This is a genomic window from Agrobacterium sp. InxBP2 (assembly GCF_026191755.1).
GTDB classification, from domain to species: Bacteria; Pseudomonadota; Alphaproteobacteria; order Rhizobiales; family Rhizobiaceae; genus Agrobacterium; species Agrobacterium pusense.
The window spans coordinates 162,823-180,917 of sequence record NZ_JAINDY010000026.1 but is presented as its reverse complement, the minus strand read 5'-3'; the positions used below and the strand labels follow the sequence as shown (position 1 = coordinate 180,917).

Sequence of the window (18,095 nt, the reverse complement as noted above, 5' to 3'; positions counted from 1 at the left end):
TCATGACTTTCGCAACGGTCCTGGCATCTCCATTCCTAGCTCCCGGCGGCGCGCGAATTTACCGGTGCAGCCTGAGTAACGATCCCGGCAACCTCACCGATGACGTCAAAGGCGCGTGTCAGGTCGTCAGGCGTCGAACAATAGGGCGGCATCAGGTAAAGTACGTTGCCGAGCGGGCGGATGAGGAAACCGCGCTCGCGAAACAACTGGCGCATGCGTGGCCCCGCTGCGGAAAGATACCCCCCAGCCGGCACCACAAGATCGAGCGCGGCGATGGTGCCCGCCTGCCGGATATTGGCGAAACGGCCATCATCTGCAAATCGCCCGATATTATCGCCCAGCGCCTGTTGCACCTGCCCGATGCGCTGGAGAACCGGTTCATCCCGCCAGACCTGAAGATTGGCGACGGCAGCGGCGCAGGCGATCGGATTGGCCGTATAGGAGCTCGAATGGAAAAAGGTCTTGCGACGGTCGGTCGAAAAATGCGCATCGAAAATCTTTGCGCTGCACAGCGTTGCCGCCAGCGGCAGGGAACCGCCTGTGAGCCCCTTGGACGTGCAGAGAATATCCGGCGAAATTGCCGCCTGCTCACAGGCAAACAGGGTTCCGGTCCTGCCCCAACCGGTCATCACCTCATCGGCGATGACGAGGCAGCCGTGGCGTTCGGCTATCTGTTTCAGCCCGGCAAGAACATGGGCGCCATAGATCTTCATGCCGCCGGCTCCAAGCACCAGCGGTTCGATCAGCAGGGCGGCAATGCGGCCCGAGCGGCAATAGACCTCGAACATATCCAATGTGCGCTGCTCGCTGCCCGCCTCCGGGAAGGCCAGACGGTCGACGCCGAAAAGCAGCGGCTCATAGGCGGCATTGAACACACCGCGCTCGCCTGTAGACATGGTGCCGATCGTATCACCATGATAGCCATGCTCCATCACCACGATACGATCGCGCTTTTCACCGCGATTGTGGAAATAACCGAGCGCCATTTTCAGCGCCACCTCCACCGCCGTCGAGCCGCTGTCGGAATAAAACACATGGCTTAGTCCGGCAGGTGCAAGCTCGATCAACCCCCGGGCTAACGTCTCGGCCGGTTCATGGGAAAACTCGGCAAAAATAACCTGGTCCAATGTCTCGGTGGCGGCGCGGATGGCCGCCATGATCGCCGGATGCCGGTGCCCGTGGGTGGTGACCCACCAGGATGAAATGGCGTCGAACAGGCGATTGCCATCCTCATCCACCAGAAACGCCCCTTGCGTCGAGACCACATGTTTCATCGGCGGTTCCAGCCCATGCTGGGTGAAGGGATGCCAGACCGGGGAACGGCTCATTCCGGTGCCTCCAGAAAATCAGCGAGATTGAAGTGTTGGGCGAAGGCCTGATGCAGCGCGTCGCTGGTCAGATCCGCCAGGCGTGGCAACCGGCCGAGCGGACGCACCGCGCCTATATTCGAAATAACGCGCTGGTTTTCCCTGTCTTCATCACCGATGAAAACCACGCCCTGCACCGGAATGGCGCGTTGCCGCAACGCCTCGAGCGACAGCAGCGTGTGGTTGATGGTGCCGAGCGCGGTTCTGGCGCACAGAATGAGCGGAATTTGCCAGCGGGCAAAGATATCGACGAAGAGCACGCTCTCCGTCAGCGGCACCAGAAGCCCGCCTGCCCCTTCGATGACAAGCGGCCCATCCAGCCGCGGCGGCCGTAAAAATGCGGGATCGATCGTGACATTGTCGAGACGAGCCGAAAGATGCGGCGAGGCAGGCGTCTTCAACCGATAGGCTTCCGGCAGGATGCGCGTAGGTGCGACGCCGGCAAGCCTTGCAACCGTCTCGCTGTCGGTTTCTTCCTCAAGCCCTGACTGTACGGGCTTCCAGTAATGAGCCTTGAGGGCATGGGTGAGCGCTGCAGCAAAAACCGTCTTGCCGATGCCGGTATCGGTGCCAGAGATGACAAAACGGGGGCTCATGCTGCATGCTCCCGCAACGAGAGGGCAAGCAACCCGATCATGGCGGCAATCTGGCTTTCCTCCAGATTGAGCGTGATGGCGATGCGCAGCCGCGCCGTGCCTTCCGGCACCGTCGGCGGGCGGATCGCCCGCACATCGAAGCCCCCTTGCCGCAGCCGCGCGGCAATCTTCAGCGAGCGTGCATTGTCGCCGATCATCACCGGAAGGATCTGTGAACCGCTTGGCGTCACGCCGAGTTGGCGCTGTAACTCCTCGCCAGTAAAACTGACCAGTTCTGCCAGTCGCGACCGCCGCCAGGGCTCGTCCGCGACGACGCGCAGGGCTTCCCGCACCGCCGCCGCCATCAGCGGCGAAGGGGCGGTGGAATAGATGAACCCGCGGGCGCGGTTGACGAGGTAATCGGCAAGAACCGCAGGCAGGTTCAAAAGCGCGCCGGAGGCCCCGAGCGCCTTGCCGCAGGTGTGAAGCGCCACCACATTGCCACGGCCTTCCAGTGCCGCAGCAAGTCCACGCCCACCGGGGCCGAAGACGCCGGTGGCATGGGCTTCATCGACAACCAGAAAACCACCATGCCGTTCGGCAAGATCGGCAAGCGCCGCGAGCGGCGCGCAATCGCCATCCATGGAATATAGGCTCTCGGCAGCGATCCATGGTCGCCCCTCACCGCCCGCCTGCCGCCAGCGGATTATTTCCCGCTCGAATGCCTCAACCTCATTATGCGGCACAGCCACCGCCTTGGCCTTTCCCGCCGCAATGCCATCATGCACGCTGGCATGGATAAGGGCATCATGTAGGACAAGATCGTCCCGCAGCGGCAGGGTGGAAAAAAGCGCGACATTGGCGGCAAAACCGCTGCTGAAATAGATCGCTTTTTCGGCCCCGAAGAACGCCGCCGCTTCCGCTTCCAACGCCTCGTGTTCGGGGTGATTGCCACGCAGCAATCGCGAGCCACCGGCGCCCACCGGCACGCCTCTTGCCATGGCATCAACGATTGCCGCCTTCAGGCGCGGCGCTTCGGCAAGGCCGAGATAATCGTTCGAAGTGAAATCGACCCCCTCGCGCGGTGCAAGCGCACGAAGCCGCGATTTGCGGCTGAGGCCAGCAAGCTTCGCCTCATAGGGGGAGAGCGCCGCGAGGTTCACCGGCAGCCTCCTGCTTCCACAGGCGGCAATTCCATTGGCTTGAGGCCGAGTCGGCGGAAGAGCGCCGTATCGTGATCTTCCCCCGGATTATCCGCCGTCAGCAGCGTTTCGCCGATGAAGATGGAATTGGCGCCGGCCAGGAAACAGAGCGCCTGCATCTCATCGCTCATCTCGGTACGCCCGGCAGAAAGCCTTACATGCGAACGCGGCATCAGGATGCGGGCAAGCGCGATAGTGCGGACGAATTCGATCGGATCGACAGGATCGGCATTGGCCAGTTTCGAGCCGGGGATCGGGATCAGCATGTTGATCGGAACGCTTTCCGGCGGAGCCGGAAGGTTGGCGAGCGTCACCAGCATCGAAATCCGGTCCTCGACCGTCTCCCCCATGCCGAGAATGCCGCCGGCACAGACTTTGATGCCGGCATCGCGGACATTGGCGAGCGTCGCCAGCCGGTCCTCGAAGGTGCGGGTCGTAGTGATCTCGGAATAAAACCGCTCTGACGTATCAACGTTATGATTGTAATAGTCCAGCCCGGCATCGGCCAGCCGCTCGGATTGTTCCGGCGTCAGCATGCCGAGCGTCATGCAGGTTTCCATGCCGAGCGCTTTCACGCCTTCGACCATGGCGACCACAGCCTCCATGTCGCGCTCTTTGGGATTACGCCAGGCCGCGCCCATGCAATACCGCGTCGCCCCACCCTCTTTTGCCTTGCGCGCCTCCGCCAGCACCCGCTCGACTTCCATGAGTTTGGAAGCCTTCAGACCGGTCGGATTTCGGGCGGACTGACTGCAGTAACTGCAATCTTCGGGGCAGCCGCCCGTTTTGATCGAAAGAAGCCGGCTCATCTGGATTGCATTGGCATCAAAATGACGCCGGTGCACCTGCTGCGCTCGAAACAAAAGATCGTTGAAGGGTAAATTATAGATAATTTTTGCCTCCTCAACGGCGGGATTCGTTTCAGTATCGCTCAAAGCAGCCGGTTTTTCGTTAGTCCGCAGTGCCATCTGATCCATACGTCACTCCCAATCCTTAAATAAATAGATAGAACTTGTTTTTATCTATTTTTTTCCGATGGCGTTTTGCAAGCACTTTTTTCTTGAGAGTTTTTTTTCGACGCGAAAGGCAGACAGGATCGATCGGGACAAACAGGCAGCATTTCGAGGGTGGCAATTCCCCACATATTTGCCCACGAAAAGATCGAGCAGGCCCATGGCGCGAAACCGTCCGAATTGCTAAAGCTCGGGAATGATATCACTTCGCACCTCCACCAATGGCGACGCGGCGCGCATCCTCGACATATGGAGCAGGGCCGTTGACGCAACCCACGGCTTTCTACTTCCGCAGGATCGCGTTGCGATCGGCGAGGAAGTCAGGGCATTTTTGCCGCAGGCGCCGTTGACGCTTGCCGTCGACGAGACAGACCGCGCCCTGGGTTTCATGTTTTTGCATGAAGGCCATATGGAGGCGCTGTTCATCGATCCGGACCATCACGGCAAAGGCATCGGCAAGGCCCTGGTGGAAAGTGCGCTTGCGCTTCACCCGGCACTGACAACCGACGTTAACGAGCAAAACGGCGAAGCACTGGGCTTTTATCGCCGGCTGGGCTTCAAGCCGACGGGACGCTCCGATCTCGACGGACAGGGGCGGCCCTATCCGCTCATCCATCTTCGATTTCGCCCGACGGAAGAAAAGACCGCCGGCGGCGCGGGGATGATAGTGCCATGCACACCATCGCCGATTTCCGAGCCCGCAATTTCTGCGACGGAGCCGCTTTGGGCTACCTCCTCCCGACTTCATCGCCGACGCCGATATTACCCGCATCGTCGGCGAAAGGGCCGCATCGGGCTGTGGTCGTTCGCATGAAATCGGATGGGCGATCAGCTTCACATCAAGGTTTTCATCAATGGTTATGAACCATATCCATTGACAAATCACTGGACAGCGGCTTTTCTAAAGGCCATGCGTGAAACGTTGCGAGCATCGAAATTGCTGGCCCTTATGTTTAGACTGGTGATGATCCTATCACTGGCTTGCTACAGCGTTTCCACCGTGAACGCCGCAATGCATGGTCCCGACGCCGGAGGAACGCAGCACGCTCAATCCGCCACGATGGATCACAGCAAGATGATGGATCATGGCGGCTCGGCGATGATGTCCGACACTCATGGTCGCCACGGCGTCCAGGACCTGCAGGGAATGTCCGACGAGGACGGTGGTGTCAAAAAAACCGCGAAGCCACAATGCTGCGGCGATTTCTGTCTCGGCATGGCGGTTCTGATCGATCACGGCACAGTCGGCACGCCCGTCGTCAGCGGCATCCGCTCCTTCCTCGACGACAGCAAGGCGCTGGGGCAGACCCCGCTTCTTCACCGCCCCCCGAACATCTGAACAGGCAAAGCCCGCCTTTGGGCAATGACCGTGCGTGAGCGGCTGTAACGCCGCTACGCCGTTACATCTCCTGTTCGGAAACGACCCATGAACCCAATTTATATTGTGGTTGCGGCGCCCCTGCTTCTGGGCGGCTGCACAGCCACATCGATGATGAATGACGCCGCCTCCTATGACGACGCGGCAAACCCGACGCTTGCCGTCGCCCCCCTTCGCTACCAAAGCCCGGTCTCGGCTTACACGGCCCGCATGCCGGTCGATCCCAAACCCTGGCGTGACCAGAACGATGCGCAGGCTCCAAAAGGAGACGCATCATGACACCACGTGCATTCAAACTCGGCGCAAAACTGGCAGCCGTTCTATCCATGCCGCTTTTTCTCAGTGGCTGTGTCTCGGCCGCACAATATGCGGCGTCGGATGCTGGGTTCATCAATGTTTCGGCAAAGACATCGGAAGCGACCGGAAAACAGGCCATCTGGGTGCAGAACCGGGTCGAAGCGCAGGCAACACAGGCCCGCGTCAAAAGGCTGATGGCGGCCAGCAAGGTCCTAGATGCCGAAACCGCCGTACAGGTTGCGCTGCTGAACAACAAGGGCCTGCAGGCGGCCTATGCCGATCTGGGGGAAGCCGCCGCTACCGCCTGGCAATCGACCATGCTGGTCAATCCGCGGGTCGGCATCGGGCTGACGGGGATCGGCACCCCCGGCCTCAGGGCCTATAAGTCAATCGAGGGTGTGGTCGTCACCAATATCCTGGCACTCGCCACCCTCAAGCAGAATGTGGCGATTGCCGATACCAACTTCCGCAAGGCGCAGCTTGCCGCCGCGCTGAAAACGCTGCAACTGGCGGCAGATACGCGCCGGGCATGGATCAACGCCGTTGCCGCCCTCGAAAATGTCGGCCAACTGGCGCAGGCGCAGACCGCGGCGGACGCCGCCTCTGAACTCGCCAAGAAGCTTGGCGAGGCGGGTTCGCTCAATAAGGAAGGCCAGGCCCGCGAGCAGGTGTTTTATGCCGAGTTGACGGGCCAGATCGCCAGGGCGCGACTTGAAGCCCGCCTCGCCAAGGAAGAACTGACGCGGCTGATGGGTCTATGGGGAGCGGATATCGAATACGCCATTCCCAACCGCCTGCCGCAGCTTCCAAAAACACTCGCCAAGCGTGACATGATCGAGGCGGAGGCGCTGCAACGCCGCATTGATCTGCAGATGGCAAAACTCGATCTTGAGGCGACCGCGCGCTCCTTCAAGCTCACGGAAGCCACCCGCTATGTCACCGATCTCGAGTTGCGCTCCGGTTTCGAGACCGAGCGCGAGTTGGAAGACGGCGAAAAGCACAAGCAGACGACCGGCAACGCGGAACTGGAATTCGTCATTCCGATCTTCGATTCCGGCCAGGCGCGCATGCGGGAATCCGAGCTCGCTTATATGCGTGCAGCCAATCTGCTGGCGGAAAAGGCGGTCAATATCCGCTCGGAGGCCCGCTCGGCCTATCAGGCCTATCGCTCGAATTACGATATCGCCCGGCATTACCGCAACAGCGTGGTGCCCCTGCGCAACAAGATCGAGGAAGAGTCGCTGCTGACCTATAACGGCATGCTCACCAACACGTTCGAGCTGCTGGCCGACAGCCGCGAGAAGGTCAATTCAAACCTGCTGGCCATCAATGCCAAACGCGACTTCTGGCTCGCCGAAGCCGGCCTCGCCCCTGCCATTTATGGCGGCGGCGCAGGCGCGTCTGGCGGAGAGACCGAGGTTGCCGCCGCTTCCGGCGGCGGTGGTGGCGGACATTGAGAAAGGGAAAGACCATGTTCAATAGAAGACAACTTCTGGGCGTCAGCGCCGCGATGGTCTCCTCGGCGGCCTGGGCGAAAACCTCCAACAGCAGCCTGCCGGAAGCGGCAGTGATGGAAACGGCGGCAACGCAGGCGCCGGTAAAGCCCACCGCCGGTCCCGATTATAATCCCGTCGTCACCTTGAATGGCTGGACCCTGCCCTTCCGGATGAACAATGGCGTCAAGGAATTCCACCTTGTCGCCGAGCCGGTGGAACGCGAAATGGCCGAGGGCATGACTGCCCGTCTATGGGGTTACAACGGCCAGTCACCGGGCCCCACCATCGAGGCCGTGGAAGGCGACCGGGTGCGCATTTTTGTTACCAACAAGCTGCCGGAACATACGACGATCCACTGGCACGGCATGATCCTGCCATCGGGCATGGACGGGGTGGGTGGACTGTCGCAGCCGCATATCCCCGTCGGCAAGACCTTCGTCTACGAGTTCGACCTCTTGAAGTCGGGCACCTTCATGTACCACCCGCATTCGGACGAGATGGTGCAGATGGCGATGGGCATGATGGGCTTCTTCGTTGTCCATCCGAAGGACCCCACCTTCATGCCGGTGGACCGCGATTTTGTGTTCCTGCTCAACGCCTTCGACATCAATCCCGGCACCTCCGTCCCCAAAATCATGACGATGACGGATTTCAATCTTTGGGCATGGAACAGCCGGGTGTTTCCGGGCATCGATCCGCTGGTGGTTTCCAGGGACGACCGGGTGCGCGTGCGCGTCGGTAACCTGACCATGACCAACCATCCGATCCACATGCACGGTTACGATTTCGAGGTGACCTGCACGGATGGCGGCTGGGTGCGGCCGGAGGCGCGCTGGCCGGAGGTCAGCATCGATATTCCCGTCGGCGCCATGCGGGCTTATGAATTCGACGCCAAATATGTCGGCGACTGGGCGATCCATTGCCACAAGTCACACCATACGATGAACGCCATGGGACATGACGTCCCCACCTTCATCGGCGTCGACAAAAAAAGCGTCACCGAAAAGATCCGCAAGGTCCGGCCGGAATATATGCCGATGGGCACCGCCGGCATGGCCGACATGGGCGCGATGGAAATGGAAATCCCCGAAAATACCGTTCCGATGATGACGGGGTGGGGCCCGCACGGCCCGATCGAAATGGGCGGAATGTTCTCTGTCGTGAAGGTTCGCGAAGGCATTTCCGCGGGCGATTACGCAGACCCCGGCTGGTACGAAAATCCGCCCGGCACGCAGGCCTGGGAGTGGACCGGCGAATTGCCGGACAGCCAAAAGAACACCGACCCCAAAACGCAGATCACGCCGCATCCGATGAAACACGGCTGAATATGACCCACCCTTACAAACCAAGGAACAATGACATGACCAGACTGAAAATTGCACTGCTTCTCACCACTCTTGCCACGCCAGCGCTCGCATCCGGCACCCACGGCGGCGGCCATGAAGCGATGGCGGTGGGCGAACCGGGCGACAAGGCAAAGGTGACCCAGACCATTCAGGTGACGATGAAAGAGACACCCGATGGCAAGATGCTGTTCACGCCCGCCAAATTCGAATTCAAGAAGGGCAAGACGGTTCGCTTCGCTGTCAAGAATGCCGGCGAGCTGGACCATGAATTCATCATGGACGAGCAAAAAGCCAATCTGGAGCACAAGGCTGCAATGGCCAAGGCGCCGGAGATGGAACACGACAACCCGAACGCTATCACCCTCGCGCCGGGAGAAAGCGGCGAAATCATCTGGAAATTCACCAATGACGGCATGTTCGAATTCGCCTGCCTGAAACCCGGACATTACGAGGCCGGCATGCGCGGCGATCTCAAAGTATCCGCCAAGTAACCCACGACCGAAGGAATCTCACCATGAAGACCGTCATTAAGATCACCGTCGCAGCCGCACTTCTACTCACCGCTCCATTCAGCGCATTTGCAGAGGAATTCACCAAGGGAACAGTCAAGAAAGTCGATGCTGCCGCCAAGAAGGTCACGATCATCCATGAAGAACTGAAGAACCTCGACATGCCAGCCATGACCATGGTGTTCCGCGTCAAGGACGATGCGATGCTCGAAAAGCTCAAGGAAGGCGCCAATATCGAGTTCATCGCCGAACGCGCCGACGGCAAGCTTGTCGTCGCAAAGGTGAAATAAGGCTGCCATCATCTGCGCAGAAGAAACGGAAGGGGCAGCGGTTTCCGCTGCCCTTTTGATATTAGCGGTCGGATGCCCGACGGGCGTTATTGTTCGGCAAACGGTCTTGTTTCGTCGGAGCGCCGCGCACCATCGCTCTTGCGCGAAAAAGTCGCGTCGATCGCACGCCCATTGTTGATGAACGGCCGATGGACCAGAAGAAATACCGCAAACATCAAAGGCCATGCAATCAGGACATCCGAGAGGAAATGAGCTCCCATCGCCACCCTGTTCAGGGAGAAAATCACGATGAACGGCGTCAATATCGCGGTGCCGATCAGGCGAAATTTCTCTGGCAGGAGAATGATGAAGGCCAGAAGGGCGATTGCGGAAGCGCTTTCACCGGAAGGAAAAGAGCAGTTTCGGGTGCAGCTGCCACCGAGGGAAAGAACCGGTGTATAAACCAGCTCTCCCCCGAACTCTGCGAGATGCCGCGGCCTTGCCCTGCCGACCAGGTTTTTCAGGGCATGCACCGCAGCGCCCGGTCCTAGGGCAAAAAAGACGATAATAAGCAGCAGTCTGTGTGGTGGAAAAAGCCGTGGCAAGCCGCGCGAGAAGGGCATTACGACAAGCATGAACACAAGTCCGGACAGCAAGACCCAGGGAAGCCTGCGGTTCAGATCGCGAACGGAAATCAGGAACTCGTCCTCGCCGAGTGTGAAACCTTCCGCCCAGAATTGCCGGCTTACTCCAAGATCGATATCCGGCCTGATCGTAAAGACAATCATCATCGCAAGGGCGACCAGAAGAGCCAGCACAAAGGGACTGCAGGAGGCACGCGCAAATGCCTGACGAATGACAGAAATAAAGTTGACACGAAATTTCGACCGTTGGGTCAAACGCCGCTTTTTGGGGTGGGTTTTATGGGTGAGAGACTGGTGCATGGCCAGTTCTCTTCCGCAGAAATGTCAAGGCTCTGCGGAGAAAGACACAAGAGTGTATGGAAAGGAGTGCCGGTGGGATCCATTCAGGCACAGCGGCTCTTGCCCGATGTTCCGCATCCGCTTAGCGTCCCGGCGCTGCCACGGCCGACACCAGTAAACTTGCGGATTGAGTATGGACAAAGGACTAATTCTAATCGTCGAAGACGACCCCGATATTATTCAGATCCTAGACGCCTATCTCGTTCGCGAAGGATACAGAACCGTCAGAGCCAGCGACGGAGAAACGGCGCTGACCCATTTCTCCATGTTGAGACCTGATCTGGTTCTCCTCGACATTCGCCTGCCGAAATTCGACGGCATCGAGGTTTTGAACCGCATCCGGCGGGAACGGGAGACGCCTGTCATCATGGTCACATCTCTCGCCGAGGACATGGACAAGCTGACGGGCCTTCGCCTCGGCGCTGACGACTACATCGTCAAACCTTTCAATCCGCATGAATTGATCGCGCGGGTGAATGCCGTGCTGAAACGCACGCGGCAACCGGGCTCTGGCGGAGTTTTACGTTTCGGGCCCATTGAGGTAGACACCGAAGCCTATGTCGCAGCCGTCTGCAACGACGGTCAGCGGGCCGTTCTGCCGCTCACGCTGAGCGAGTTCAGGATCCTCGCCCATATGGCGCGTCGTCCCACCCACGCCTTTCAGCGTGCCGATATTCTTGACGCCTGCCTGCCGGAAAGCGATGCGCTGGCGCGCACTATCGACACACACATCGCCAATCTGCGCAAAAAACTGACGGACCATGGCGCCTGCGGTTATCTCGTCTCGGTGCGCAGCATCGGTTATCGGCTGGCAGGGGAGCAAAAACCATGAAGCCTTGGCGGCTCCGCCTGCGGACGATGACGGCGATCACGATCACTACAATGCTCATCTTTGCGGTTGCGTTGGTCTATTTCGGCGTTTCCTGGTATGCGGACAATATTCAGGAGCGCATGATCGCCCAGCTATCGCCGGATGCCTCCAAGGCCTTCTCGGATATAGACCGGGGTGTGATGCCGGACCAGCGTCAGCTTGAGGCCCTTGTCAGGGTTTTGCCGGGCCTCGAGGACGAGGCCGATAACGAGCTTATCAAATCCGTATTCATTTTCGGATTGCTCGGTGTCTTTCTCTGCAGCTTGCTTGGTTACTTCATCTCTCGGCGCATTGCGGCACCTCTCGGCGAACTTGCCGATGCAGCGCGGCGCATGGCGACCGGCAACTTCAGCGGAGGAGCAGAGATCAAGGGGAGCCACATCGCAGAGGTCGCATTTCTCGTCGACAGTTTCGAGAGCTTGGTCCGGGAACTTCAGATGATGGAGCACCGGTTGAAGTTCAACACGATGGCGGTAGCCCATGAACTGCGCACCCCGCTCACGATCCTGCAGGGCCGTTTGCACGGCATTGCCGATGATCTCTTTCCCCTCGACAAGGAAGCCATTCGCCACCTCATCGTCCATGTGGAGGGGCTGGCACGTCTCGTGGATGATTTGCGCACGCTTTCTCTGGCCGAAACCAACAGCCTCGTCAAAGATACCGAGCCACTTGATCTTGCCGCCGAATGCGCGGCCGTGGCGGAGGCGGCGCGGCCGCTCATGAACGAAGCAGGCATTGATCTCGAGATGTCGCTGGAGGCAGCATCAGTTTGCGGCGACCGTCAACGCCTTCGGCAGCTGCTGCTTATCCTGATGGACAATGTGCGCCGCTACGCGGCGAGCGGCGGGTTTATGCGTTGCTCGACCGGGCTTCAGGACGGGCGCGCCTTCGTCTCGATCGAGGATAAAGGGCCGGGCTTCCCCGCCGGCGTCGAGGCGCACGGCATCGAACTCTTCTGGCGGATGGAACCGTCACGCGCGCGCAAGACCGGCGGGACAGGTCTCGGCCTGTCCATTGCCCGCGCAATCGCACAGGCGCATGACAGCGATCTGCAAATAAAGGCGCGTCCGGAGGGCGGAACGATCGTGACCGTCATTTTCCGGGAGGCATCCTGAACTCCACCCTAGTCATGGGCAGGCTTTCGCGCCGGCCCGAAGATCATGAAGCTGATGGCGGTGAGTAGCCATACACTGATGCCGGCATAAAGCATGACCAGGCCGAACCCATCCGCAAGCGCCCGGTGGACAAGCTCTTCCGAAACGCCCTGCGCCGAGGCGCCAGCAGTTCCCGCGGCGATCTTTTCCGCCAGCGACTGCACATGAGACACATCCGCCCCGATCGGCAGGTTCGCCCGAAGCGACGCCCCCACGCCCTCGACCAGAATAAAGCCCATGATTGGAATGTTGATGGCAAGCGAGATCATGCGTGCGCTCATGTCGATGCCCGAAGCCATGCCCGAACGGGCGGGCGAAACCGCGCCCGTGGTCGTGTTGGTAACGGGGGTATTGGTAAGTCCGAGCCCCATTCCGGCGAGGATGCAGCCGGGCAGCATTGTAAGCCAGTTCGCCTCTTCGATACCGCTTCCCAGCTTCATCAGCATGAAGCCGAGGCCGATAGTGAACAGTCCTGCCGGAATGACGAGGCGGGGTTGGTAGCGCAGCGACAGGCGTTCCGCCAGAGGCGGGACCACCAAGGCTGGCAGCGTATAGGCAAGCAGGCCGAGCCCGGCGGTGACGCTGTCATAACCGAGGCCAGCCTGAAACCAGATCGGCAGATAGATCATGAACGGCCAGAAGCTGATATTCATCGCGGCCGAACCGATGATCGCCCCGGAAAAAGGCCGGATGCGGAACACTGAGAAGTCGAACATCGGTCTTGAGATAAGCTTTTCGGCAATCAGGAAGGCGATGAAGCTCGCAGCCGAGGCGCCAAGGATCAGAAGCGCCGCCGGGCTCGCAAAACCAAGCTCGGGTCCCTGTGTGATGAAAAAGGCCAGGCAAAAAACGGACAGCGAAAGCGTGGCCATGCCGGCGATATCCAGACGTGCCGCCTCCGGGTCACGCGATTCTCTCACACCGCCCGAAGCAAGCAGCCACGTCACGATGGCGAGCGCTACGTGAACGAGGAAAACCCATTCCCAGCTCCACAGCGCAACAATGGCACCACCGATGATCGGGCCGAAACCGAGCCCAACGCCCGAGATGATTCCCCACCAGCCGAAGGCCATGCCGCGCTCCCGCGCCGTACGGAACTGGTGCGACAGAATGGCGATCTGGCACACCAGCATCGCTCCACCGCTCAAGCCCTGAAAGAAGCGCGCGCCGATCAGCACCGGAACATTCTGCGTCATTCCGCAGGCAAGGGAAGAAAGGGCAAAGGCAGCAATACTGGCAATAAAGACACGTTTGCGGCCGAAGCGGTCGGCCAGCGCACCGGTTGCCATCAGCACCATGGTCACGCCGATGGTATAGGCATTCATGATCCACTGGAGTTGCCGGAAATCCGCGTGCAGTACCTGTTCCAGTGTCGGCAGGATCGCCGGAACGCTGGAGATTTCCAGTCCGAACATAAGAGCGGAGAGACAAACGGCAGCGAGCGCCATGGCGCTTCTGCTGCCCGTTTGTTCGGTAATAGCAAGGGTCATTCTTCAGCCTTTCTTGGCTCGGCTCGCAACTGTGAAACCGATCTACGGAGGCGACAGGCTAGACAAAGCTTGACCATAACTGAATTGGATGATTGACTATTTCAGAGACAACAAATTGGAATAGTCGACATGAGCACGCTGGATGTGGAGGCCGTCGAAGCCTTCGTTACCATCGCCGATATGCAGAGCTTCACCCGCGCGGCCGAAGCGCTCGGCACCACCCAGGGCGCGATCAGCGTCAAGCTCAAGCGATTGGAAGACAGGCTGGGCCAGCGGCTGCTCGAACGCACACCGCGTTCGGTGCGGCTATCCGCGCAGGGTGCAGTGTTTTTGGCGCCCGCCCGCGAGTTTCTCGCCGCACACGATCGCGCATTGGCAGGCTTTTCCTCACCGCGCCGTCGTTTTGGCCTCGGCATTGCCGCCCACGTGGCAGGACCGGAGGTGCCAACCCTTCTGGCCCGCCTCAACGACCATGACCCGGGCCTGACGATTGAAGTGCGGATGGACCATTCGCGCTCCCTGCTCGACGCGTTCGACCGTGGGGAAATCGACGCGGCCATCATCAGACGCGAGGACGACCGGCGCGATGGCGAGGTTCTCGGACCGGAGCATTTCGGCTGGTATGCAACCCCGCAATTCGAACATCGTCAGGGTGAACCGTTGCGGCTTGCGGCACTGTCTCCCGCCTGTGGCGTGCGTGATATAGCCACCCGCGCCCTGGACGGGGCTGGCATAGCCTGGACGGAGGTTTTCCTCGGCGGCACATCGTCCATGGTAACCGCGGCCGTTTCGGCGGGACTTGCGATTTCCGCCTTCTCCTCCCGTCTTGCCCCACCCGGCACCGTGGAGGTGAGCCAGCGTTTTGGGCTGCCTTCCCTGCCTTCCACCGAAATCATCATGTTCTCGACCCTGACGGACAGCAGATCGCGTGAGGCGTTGCGAACGCTCGCTGCCGCTTTTCGCGAGCATCGGCCGACCTAAGTGCCGTGGCGTCACAGATAGCCCGACCGCCTGTCGACATTTACCGGTGGAAAATCTAGCATCGCGCCAAACTGGAAGGACCGACCATCTCTCGATCCAGCCGCCACAGTGGAGTATTCATGTCCCTGCCCCAAAAAATCGGTTTTATCGGAACAGGCGCCATCACCGACGCGATGGTACGCGGCCTGCTTGCCAGACCCGCCGCCGTACCACATGTCATGGTGTCCCAGCGCAGCGCGGATGTTTCGGCTGAACTGGCTGCCGATTTTTCGCAGGTGATCGTCTCAAGCGACAATCAGGCGATCGTCGATGGCTGCGATACCGTCATGCTGGCAATCCGTCCCCAGATCGCCGAGGAGGTCATCCGGCCGCTACGGTTCAGGGACGAACAGAAAGTCATCAGCGTCGTGGCTGCGACCAGCCGGGAAACCCTTCTCGACTGGATCGATGCGGATGTACATCTCACCCAGGCGATCCCGCTGCCCTTCGTCGCCCGCCGCAAAGGCGTCACCGCCATTTATCCCGCCGATAGGGATACGGCAGCAATCTTCAACGTGCTCGGCAATGCGGTGGAATGCGAGACCAAGGCCGAATACGACCTTCTGGCCGCCGGAAGCGCTCTGATGGCTACTTATTTCGGCATCATGCAGACAGCTACGGAATGGTTGGCCGAAAACGGACTGCCGGAAGAAAAGGCGCGTGCCTATCTTGCGCCCCTCTTTGGCGGCCTCTCCGAGGTGGCGGTGTTGGCCGGAAGCAAGGCGGATTTTAACGATATCAGCCGTGAATTCGCCACCAAAGGCGGCCTCAACGAACAGGTGCTCAAAGACTTCGATGGCAAAGGCGGTTCAAAGGCCTTGAAAGATGCATTGAGCCGCGTGCTCGAGCGGATTGCGCGATAGCAGCCGGTGCAACGGTAGGAACAAAAAGGGGCCTTTCGGCCCCTTCTGTTTATGCCTTGCCCGGACGGTTGATCGTCAGGAAGTGGCGCACGACAGGCTTTTCCAGCCCGGAATGATAAGCCAGCACCTTGCCCTGCAAATCTGCATCGGCATTGGAGACCCGCTTGTGCTGGCGAAGATGTTCCGCCCAGGATTCCACCATGAACCATTCGACGATCTTCTGCGGGTCGGCGGAGTCTTCCGTGACACCCCAGCCATAGGCGCCATCGCGGCGACGTTCCTGGGAAAGCTCGTCGAGTGCATGCAGGAAAGCGGAGCGGTGATGCTTTTCGACATTATATTCGATCAGGATCAGCACCGGGCCGCGATCATGGGCCACCGGCTCGGCAACGAGCGGTTCCGGCCAATGGTTTGATGGCACCATATCCGCATCACCCGCAGGCAGTTTCAGGCGGTGCATGACAAGGCCCGCAACCAGCAGTCCCGCAGCACCGATCAGCAATGCACCCGGCACACCTGTGGCTTCACCAACAGCACCCCAGCCAAGGCTGCCGGCTGTCATCGCGCCGTTGAAGACGGTGAGATAGACAGCAAGGCCACGGCCACGTACCCAGTTTGGCAGAACTGCCTGGGCGGCCCCGTTCAGCGTCGTTAGAGCGGTGATCCATGCGCCGCCGAGGAACAGCAGGACGATGATGGCAAGCCACTTCGGCGGTGCGAGTGAAAGCGCGGCCATGACGAGTGCGGTAATGGCGGCAGCACCGAGAAGCAGGGCATCTGCATCGAAACGTTCGCGCAGCTTCGGCATGACCAGCGCGCCGCCGATGGCGCCAGCGCCGACAGCACCGAGCAGGATACCGTAGAAGCTGGCGTCTCCGCCGAGCAATTGCCGGGCAACCAGGGGCAGCAGCGCCCAGACGGCGCTGGCGAAAGCGAAGAAGATCGCGGCCCGCAGCAGCACGACATGAAGCGGTTTGCTGGCACGGGTGTAACGAAGGCCCGCCCGGAAAGCGCCGAGGAAACCTTCGGCCAGCGCATCATCAGCGTTCTTTACCCGTGGCCACCACAAAAGGGCGGCGATGACGACGAAGTAACTGGCGACATCGGCGCCATAGGTAAAGGCCGCGCCGAAGGCCGCAAGCAGGATGCCGCCAGCAGCCGGACCGATGGAACGGGCGATATTGATGCCGAGCGAGTTCAGAGCCACGGCGCTCTTGATATCCTCGCGCTTCACCAGTTCCGGTACGATGGCCTGCCAGGTCGGGCCCATCAGCGCCGCACCGACACCGCCGAGGAAGGTGAGACCGATCAGGGCGCTGACGGACAAAAGGCCGGTGTGCGCAAGAACCATGAGTGTGACGCTGACAGAGGCCAGCAACAGCTGAACTGCGATCAGGAACTTGCGGCGGTCGAGAATATCGGTCAGCACGCCGGCCGGGATCGCCAGAAGAAAGATCGGCAGGGTTCCAGCGGCCTGCACCATGGCGACAGCCGCCGGAGAGGCCGAAAGATCGGTCATCAACCATGAACTCGCGACATCACGCATGAAGCTGCCGGTATTGCCCAGCACAGTCGCGGCCCAGAGGACGGCGAAGACCGGTTGTGCAAGCGGAGCAAAACTGCTTGCGGAGGATTTTGCGGCGCTCATTTGCCCGTTCCTTTCGTGAGATCGATTGCAGCGACGACGACAAATGCGCCAGCGAGACCTAGATGTTCAAAGAAGGCATTGGTGGCCATCATGCGGTCCATGCCCGGCGCCATTTCCCAGAAGCGGAGAGCGATGAAGGTGGCGGCAAGAGTGAAGCCCGCCAGTGCCAGAGCTCCGGCCCAGCGCAGGAAGCCCGACACGACCAGAGCGGAGGCGGTGAGTTCGAACAGGATGACGACGACGGCGAATGCGGCCGCCGGCTGAAGACCAAAATGGTTCATCTCGGCAATCGCCCCGGGAAAGTCGAAAATCTTCGTCAGCGGTCCCTGAATATAGGCCGAGCAAAGCGCCAGAAGCGCAAGGGTTTTTGTGGCGGGTGCGGCAACGATATCCGCAAGGAAGACCCGAAGGCGAAGGGTTGAAAACGGCTCAGTCATAATGTGCTCCTACTGGCCGTTCGGTTCGAGCGGCGCTGGCGTTCATCTGATGGAGCGATATTGGCGCAAAGGATTACCGCCAACAATTGCATCAATAGTTTCGATATAATTGCGTAATTTGTAATATTCTTTTATCGGTTATTGGTCGTATCCCACGGGCGGCACATGCGCCGCCCG

General features: G+C 60.1%; 18 protein-coding genes and 1 pseudogene. 11 read left to right on the top strand and 8 right to left on the bottom strand.

Annotated elements, in window-relative coordinates:
- Positions 1-35 precede the first annotated feature (35 nt).
- From K7A42_RS08850 to bioB, 4 genes are read right to left on the bottom strand one after another with little or no spacing between them, the layout of a single operon-like run.
- Positions 36-1,328 (bottom strand): adenosylmethionine--8-amino-7-oxononanoate transaminase, encoded by a 1,293-nt coding sequence (locus tag K7A42_RS08850; RefSeq protein ID WP_112555328.1) that lies wholly within the window; start codon positions 1,326-1,328, stop codon positions 36-38.
- Positions 1,325-1,963, bottom strand: coding sequence for a dethiobiotin synthase (bioD, locus tag K7A42_RS08845; RefSeq protein WP_112555326.1), 639 nt, complete (start codon positions 1,961-1,963; stop codon positions 1,325-1,327). The genes K7A42_RS08850 and bioD overlap by 4 nt, the downstream gene beginning before the upstream one ends.
- Entirely contained in the window at positions 1,960-3,105 is a 1,146-nt protein-coding gene (locus K7A42_RS08840) for an 8-amino-7-oxononanoate synthase (protein ID WP_112555324.1), read from the bottom strand. The genes bioD and K7A42_RS08840 overlap by 4 nt, the downstream gene beginning before the upstream one ends.
- Positions 3,102-4,112, bottom strand: coding sequence for a biotin synthase BioB (gene bioB / locus K7A42_RS08835; RefSeq protein WP_416220902.1), 1,011 nt, complete (start codon positions 4,110-4,112; stop codon positions 3,102-3,104). The genes K7A42_RS08840 and bioB overlap by 4 nt, the downstream gene beginning before the upstream one ends.
- Before the next feature lie 241 nt (positions 4,113-4,353).
- Between bioB and K7A42_RS08830 the strand changes: the two are divergent.
- The 7 genes and pseudogenes from K7A42_RS08830 to K7A42_RS08800 all read left to right on the top strand — a co-directional run.
- Positions 4,354-4,797, top strand: a pseudogene (locus tag K7A42_RS08830) (acetyltransferase); the annotation flags it as partial.
- 270 nt (positions 4,798-5,067) lie between these two features.
- Positions 5,068-5,496 (top strand): hypothetical protein, encoded by a 429-nt coding sequence (locus K7A42_RS08825; RefSeq protein WP_112555425.1) that lies wholly within the window; start codon positions 5,068-5,070, stop codon positions 5,494-5,496.
- An 87-nt stretch (positions 5,497-5,583) separates the two neighbouring features.
- Entirely contained in the window at positions 5,584-5,814 is a 231-nt protein-coding gene (locus tag K7A42_RS08820; protein ID WP_004437539.1) for a hypothetical protein, read from the top strand.
- Complete coding sequence (locus tag K7A42_RS08815; RefSeq protein WP_112555320.1) at positions 5,811-7,289, top strand: TolC family protein; 1,479 nt, start codon at positions 5,811-5,813, stop codon at positions 7,287-7,289. The genes K7A42_RS08820 and K7A42_RS08815 overlap by 4 nt, the downstream gene beginning before the upstream one ends.
- 14 nt (positions 7,290-7,303) lie before the next feature.
- The gene (locus K7A42_RS08810) at positions 7,304-8,653 is read left to right on the top strand and encodes a multicopper oxidase family protein (RefSeq protein WP_112555318.1); all 1,350 of its coding nucleotides are present in this window, start codon (positions 7,304-7,306) and stop codon (positions 8,651-8,653) included.
- Positions 8,654-8,688: 35 nt separating this feature from the next.
- Positions 8,689-9,165: a cupredoxin domain-containing protein gene (locus K7A42_RS08805; RefSeq protein WP_004437529.1), complete on the top strand. Its 477-nt coding sequence runs from the start codon at positions 8,689-8,691 to the stop codon at positions 9,163-9,165.
- 23 nt (positions 9,166-9,188) lie between these two features.
- On the top strand, positions 9,189-9,473 hold the full coding sequence (locus K7A42_RS08800) for a copper-binding protein (RefSeq protein ID WP_004437527.1): 285 nt from the start codon (positions 9,189-9,191) through the stop codon (positions 9,471-9,473).
- A gap of 86 nt (positions 9,474-9,559) precedes the next feature.
- Here K7A42_RS08800 and K7A42_RS08795 read toward each other — a convergent pair whose 3' ends face one another.
- The gene (locus K7A42_RS08795; RefSeq protein ID WP_282455074.1) at positions 9,560-10,270 is read right to left on the bottom strand and encodes a phosphatase PAP2 family protein; all 711 of its coding nucleotides are present in this window, start codon (positions 10,268-10,270) and stop codon (positions 9,560-9,562) included.
- Positions 10,271-10,568: 298 nt separating this feature from the next.
- Here K7A42_RS08795 and K7A42_RS08790 point away from each other — a divergent pair, with 298 nt between their 5' ends.
- Positions 10,569-11,267: a response regulator gene (locus K7A42_RS08790; RefSeq protein WP_004437520.1), complete on the top strand. Its 699-nt coding sequence runs from the start codon at positions 10,569-10,571 to the stop codon at positions 11,265-11,267.
- On the top strand, positions 11,264-12,421 hold the full coding sequence (locus K7A42_RS08785) for an ATP-binding protein (protein WP_112555314.1): 1,158 nt from the start codon (positions 11,264-11,266) through the stop codon (positions 12,419-12,421). Before K7A42_RS08790 ends, K7A42_RS08785 begins: the two co-directional genes overlap by 4 nt.
- Before the next feature lie 8 nt (positions 12,422-12,429).
- On the opposite strand, the gene K7A42_RS08780 is transcribed toward K7A42_RS08785, so the two are convergent.
- Positions 12,430-13,950, bottom strand: coding sequence for an MFS transporter (locus K7A42_RS08780; RefSeq protein ID WP_112555312.1), 1,521 nt, complete (start codon positions 13,948-13,950; stop codon positions 12,430-12,432).
- A gap of 129 nt (positions 13,951-14,079) precedes the next feature.
- Here K7A42_RS08780 and K7A42_RS08775 point away from each other — a divergent pair, with 129 nt between their 5' ends.
- Positions 14,080-14,931, top strand: a complete 852-nt coding sequence (locus K7A42_RS08775) for a LysR family transcriptional regulator (protein WP_174151136.1) — start codon at positions 14,080-14,082, stop codon at positions 14,929-14,931.
- Positions 14,932-15,050: 119 nt separating this feature from the next.
- Positions 15,051-15,833, top strand: a complete 783-nt coding sequence (locus K7A42_RS08770) for a pyrroline-5-carboxylate reductase (protein WP_044459515.1) — start codon at positions 15,051-15,053, stop codon at positions 15,831-15,833.
- 49 nt (positions 15,834-15,882) lie between these two features.
- Here K7A42_RS08770 and K7A42_RS08765 read toward each other — a convergent pair whose 3' ends face one another.
- The gene (locus K7A42_RS08765; RefSeq protein WP_112555309.1) at positions 15,883-17,481 is read right to left on the bottom strand and encodes an MFS transporter; all 1,599 of its coding nucleotides are present in this window, start codon (positions 17,479-17,481) and stop codon (positions 15,883-15,885) included.
- Positions 17,478-17,918: a DoxX family protein gene (locus K7A42_RS08760; RefSeq protein WP_112555307.1), complete on the bottom strand. Its 441-nt coding sequence runs from the start codon at positions 17,916-17,918 to the stop codon at positions 17,478-17,480. Before K7A42_RS08760 ends, K7A42_RS08765 begins: the two co-directional genes overlap by 4 nt.
- Positions 17,919-18,095 lie beyond the last annotated feature (177 nt).

What these genes read in the sequence shown, in the direction of transcription:
- K7A42_RS08785 (WP_112555314.1), top strand. Translation starts at nt 11,264, where the DNA reads ATGAAGCCTTGGCGGCTCCGCCTGCGGACGATGACGGCGATCACGATC.
- K7A42_RS08765 (WP_112555309.1), bottom strand. Translation starts at nt 17,481, where the DNA reads ATGAGCGCCGCAAAATCCTCCGCAAGCAGTTTTGCTCCGCTTGCACAA.
- K7A42_RS08805 (WP_004437529.1), top strand. Translation starts at nt 8,689, where the DNA reads ATGACCAGACTGAAAATTGCACTGCTTCTCACCACTCTTGCCACGCCA.
- K7A42_RS08775 (WP_174151136.1), top strand. Translation starts at nt 14,080, where the DNA reads ATGAGCACGCTGGATGTGGAGGCCGTCGAAGCCTTCGTTACCATCGCC.
- K7A42_RS08825 (WP_112555425.1), top strand. Translation starts at nt 5,068, where the DNA reads ATGCGTGAAACGTTGCGAGCATCGAAATTGCTGGCCCTTATGTTTAGA.
- K7A42_RS08800 (WP_004437527.1), top strand. Translation starts at nt 9,189, where the DNA reads ATGAAGACCGTCATTAAGATCACCGTCGCAGCCGCACTTCTACTCACC.
- bioD (WP_112555326.1), bottom strand. Translation starts at nt 1,963, where the DNA reads ATGAGCCCCCGTTTTGTCATCTCTGGCACCGATACCGGCATCGGCAAG.
- K7A42_RS08780 (WP_112555312.1), bottom strand. Translation starts at nt 13,950, where the DNA reads ATGACCCTTGCTATTACCGAACAAACGGGCAGCAGAAGCGCCATGGCG.
- K7A42_RS08760 (WP_112555307.1), bottom strand. Translation starts at nt 17,918, where the DNA reads ATGACTGAGCCGTTTTCAACCCTTCGCCTTCGGGTCTTCCTTGCGGAT.
- K7A42_RS08850 (WP_112555328.1), bottom strand. Translation starts at nt 1,328, where the DNA reads ATGAGCCGTTCCCCGGTCTGGCATCCCTTCACCCAGCATGGGCTGGAA.
- K7A42_RS08770 (WP_044459515.1), top strand. Translation starts at nt 15,051, where the DNA reads ATGTCCCTGCCCCAAAAAATCGGTTTTATCGGAACAGGCGCCATCACC.
- K7A42_RS08815 (WP_112555320.1), top strand. Translation starts at nt 5,811, where the DNA reads ATGACACCACGTGCATTCAAACTCGGCGCAAAACTGGCAGCCGTTCTA.
- K7A42_RS08790 (WP_004437520.1), top strand. Translation starts at nt 10,569, where the DNA reads ATGGACAAAGGACTAATTCTAATCGTCGAAGACGACCCCGATATTATT.
- bioB (WP_416220902.1), bottom strand. Translation starts at nt 4,112, where the DNA reads ATGGCACTGCGGACTAACGAAAAACCGGCTGCTTTGAGCGATACTGAA.
- K7A42_RS08810 (WP_112555318.1), top strand. Translation starts at nt 7,304, where the DNA reads ATGTTCAATAGAAGACAACTTCTGGGCGTCAGCGCCGCGATGGTCTCC.
- K7A42_RS08820 (WP_004437539.1), top strand. Translation starts at nt 5,584, where the DNA reads ATGAACCCAATTTATATTGTGGTTGCGGCGCCCCTGCTTCTGGGCGGC.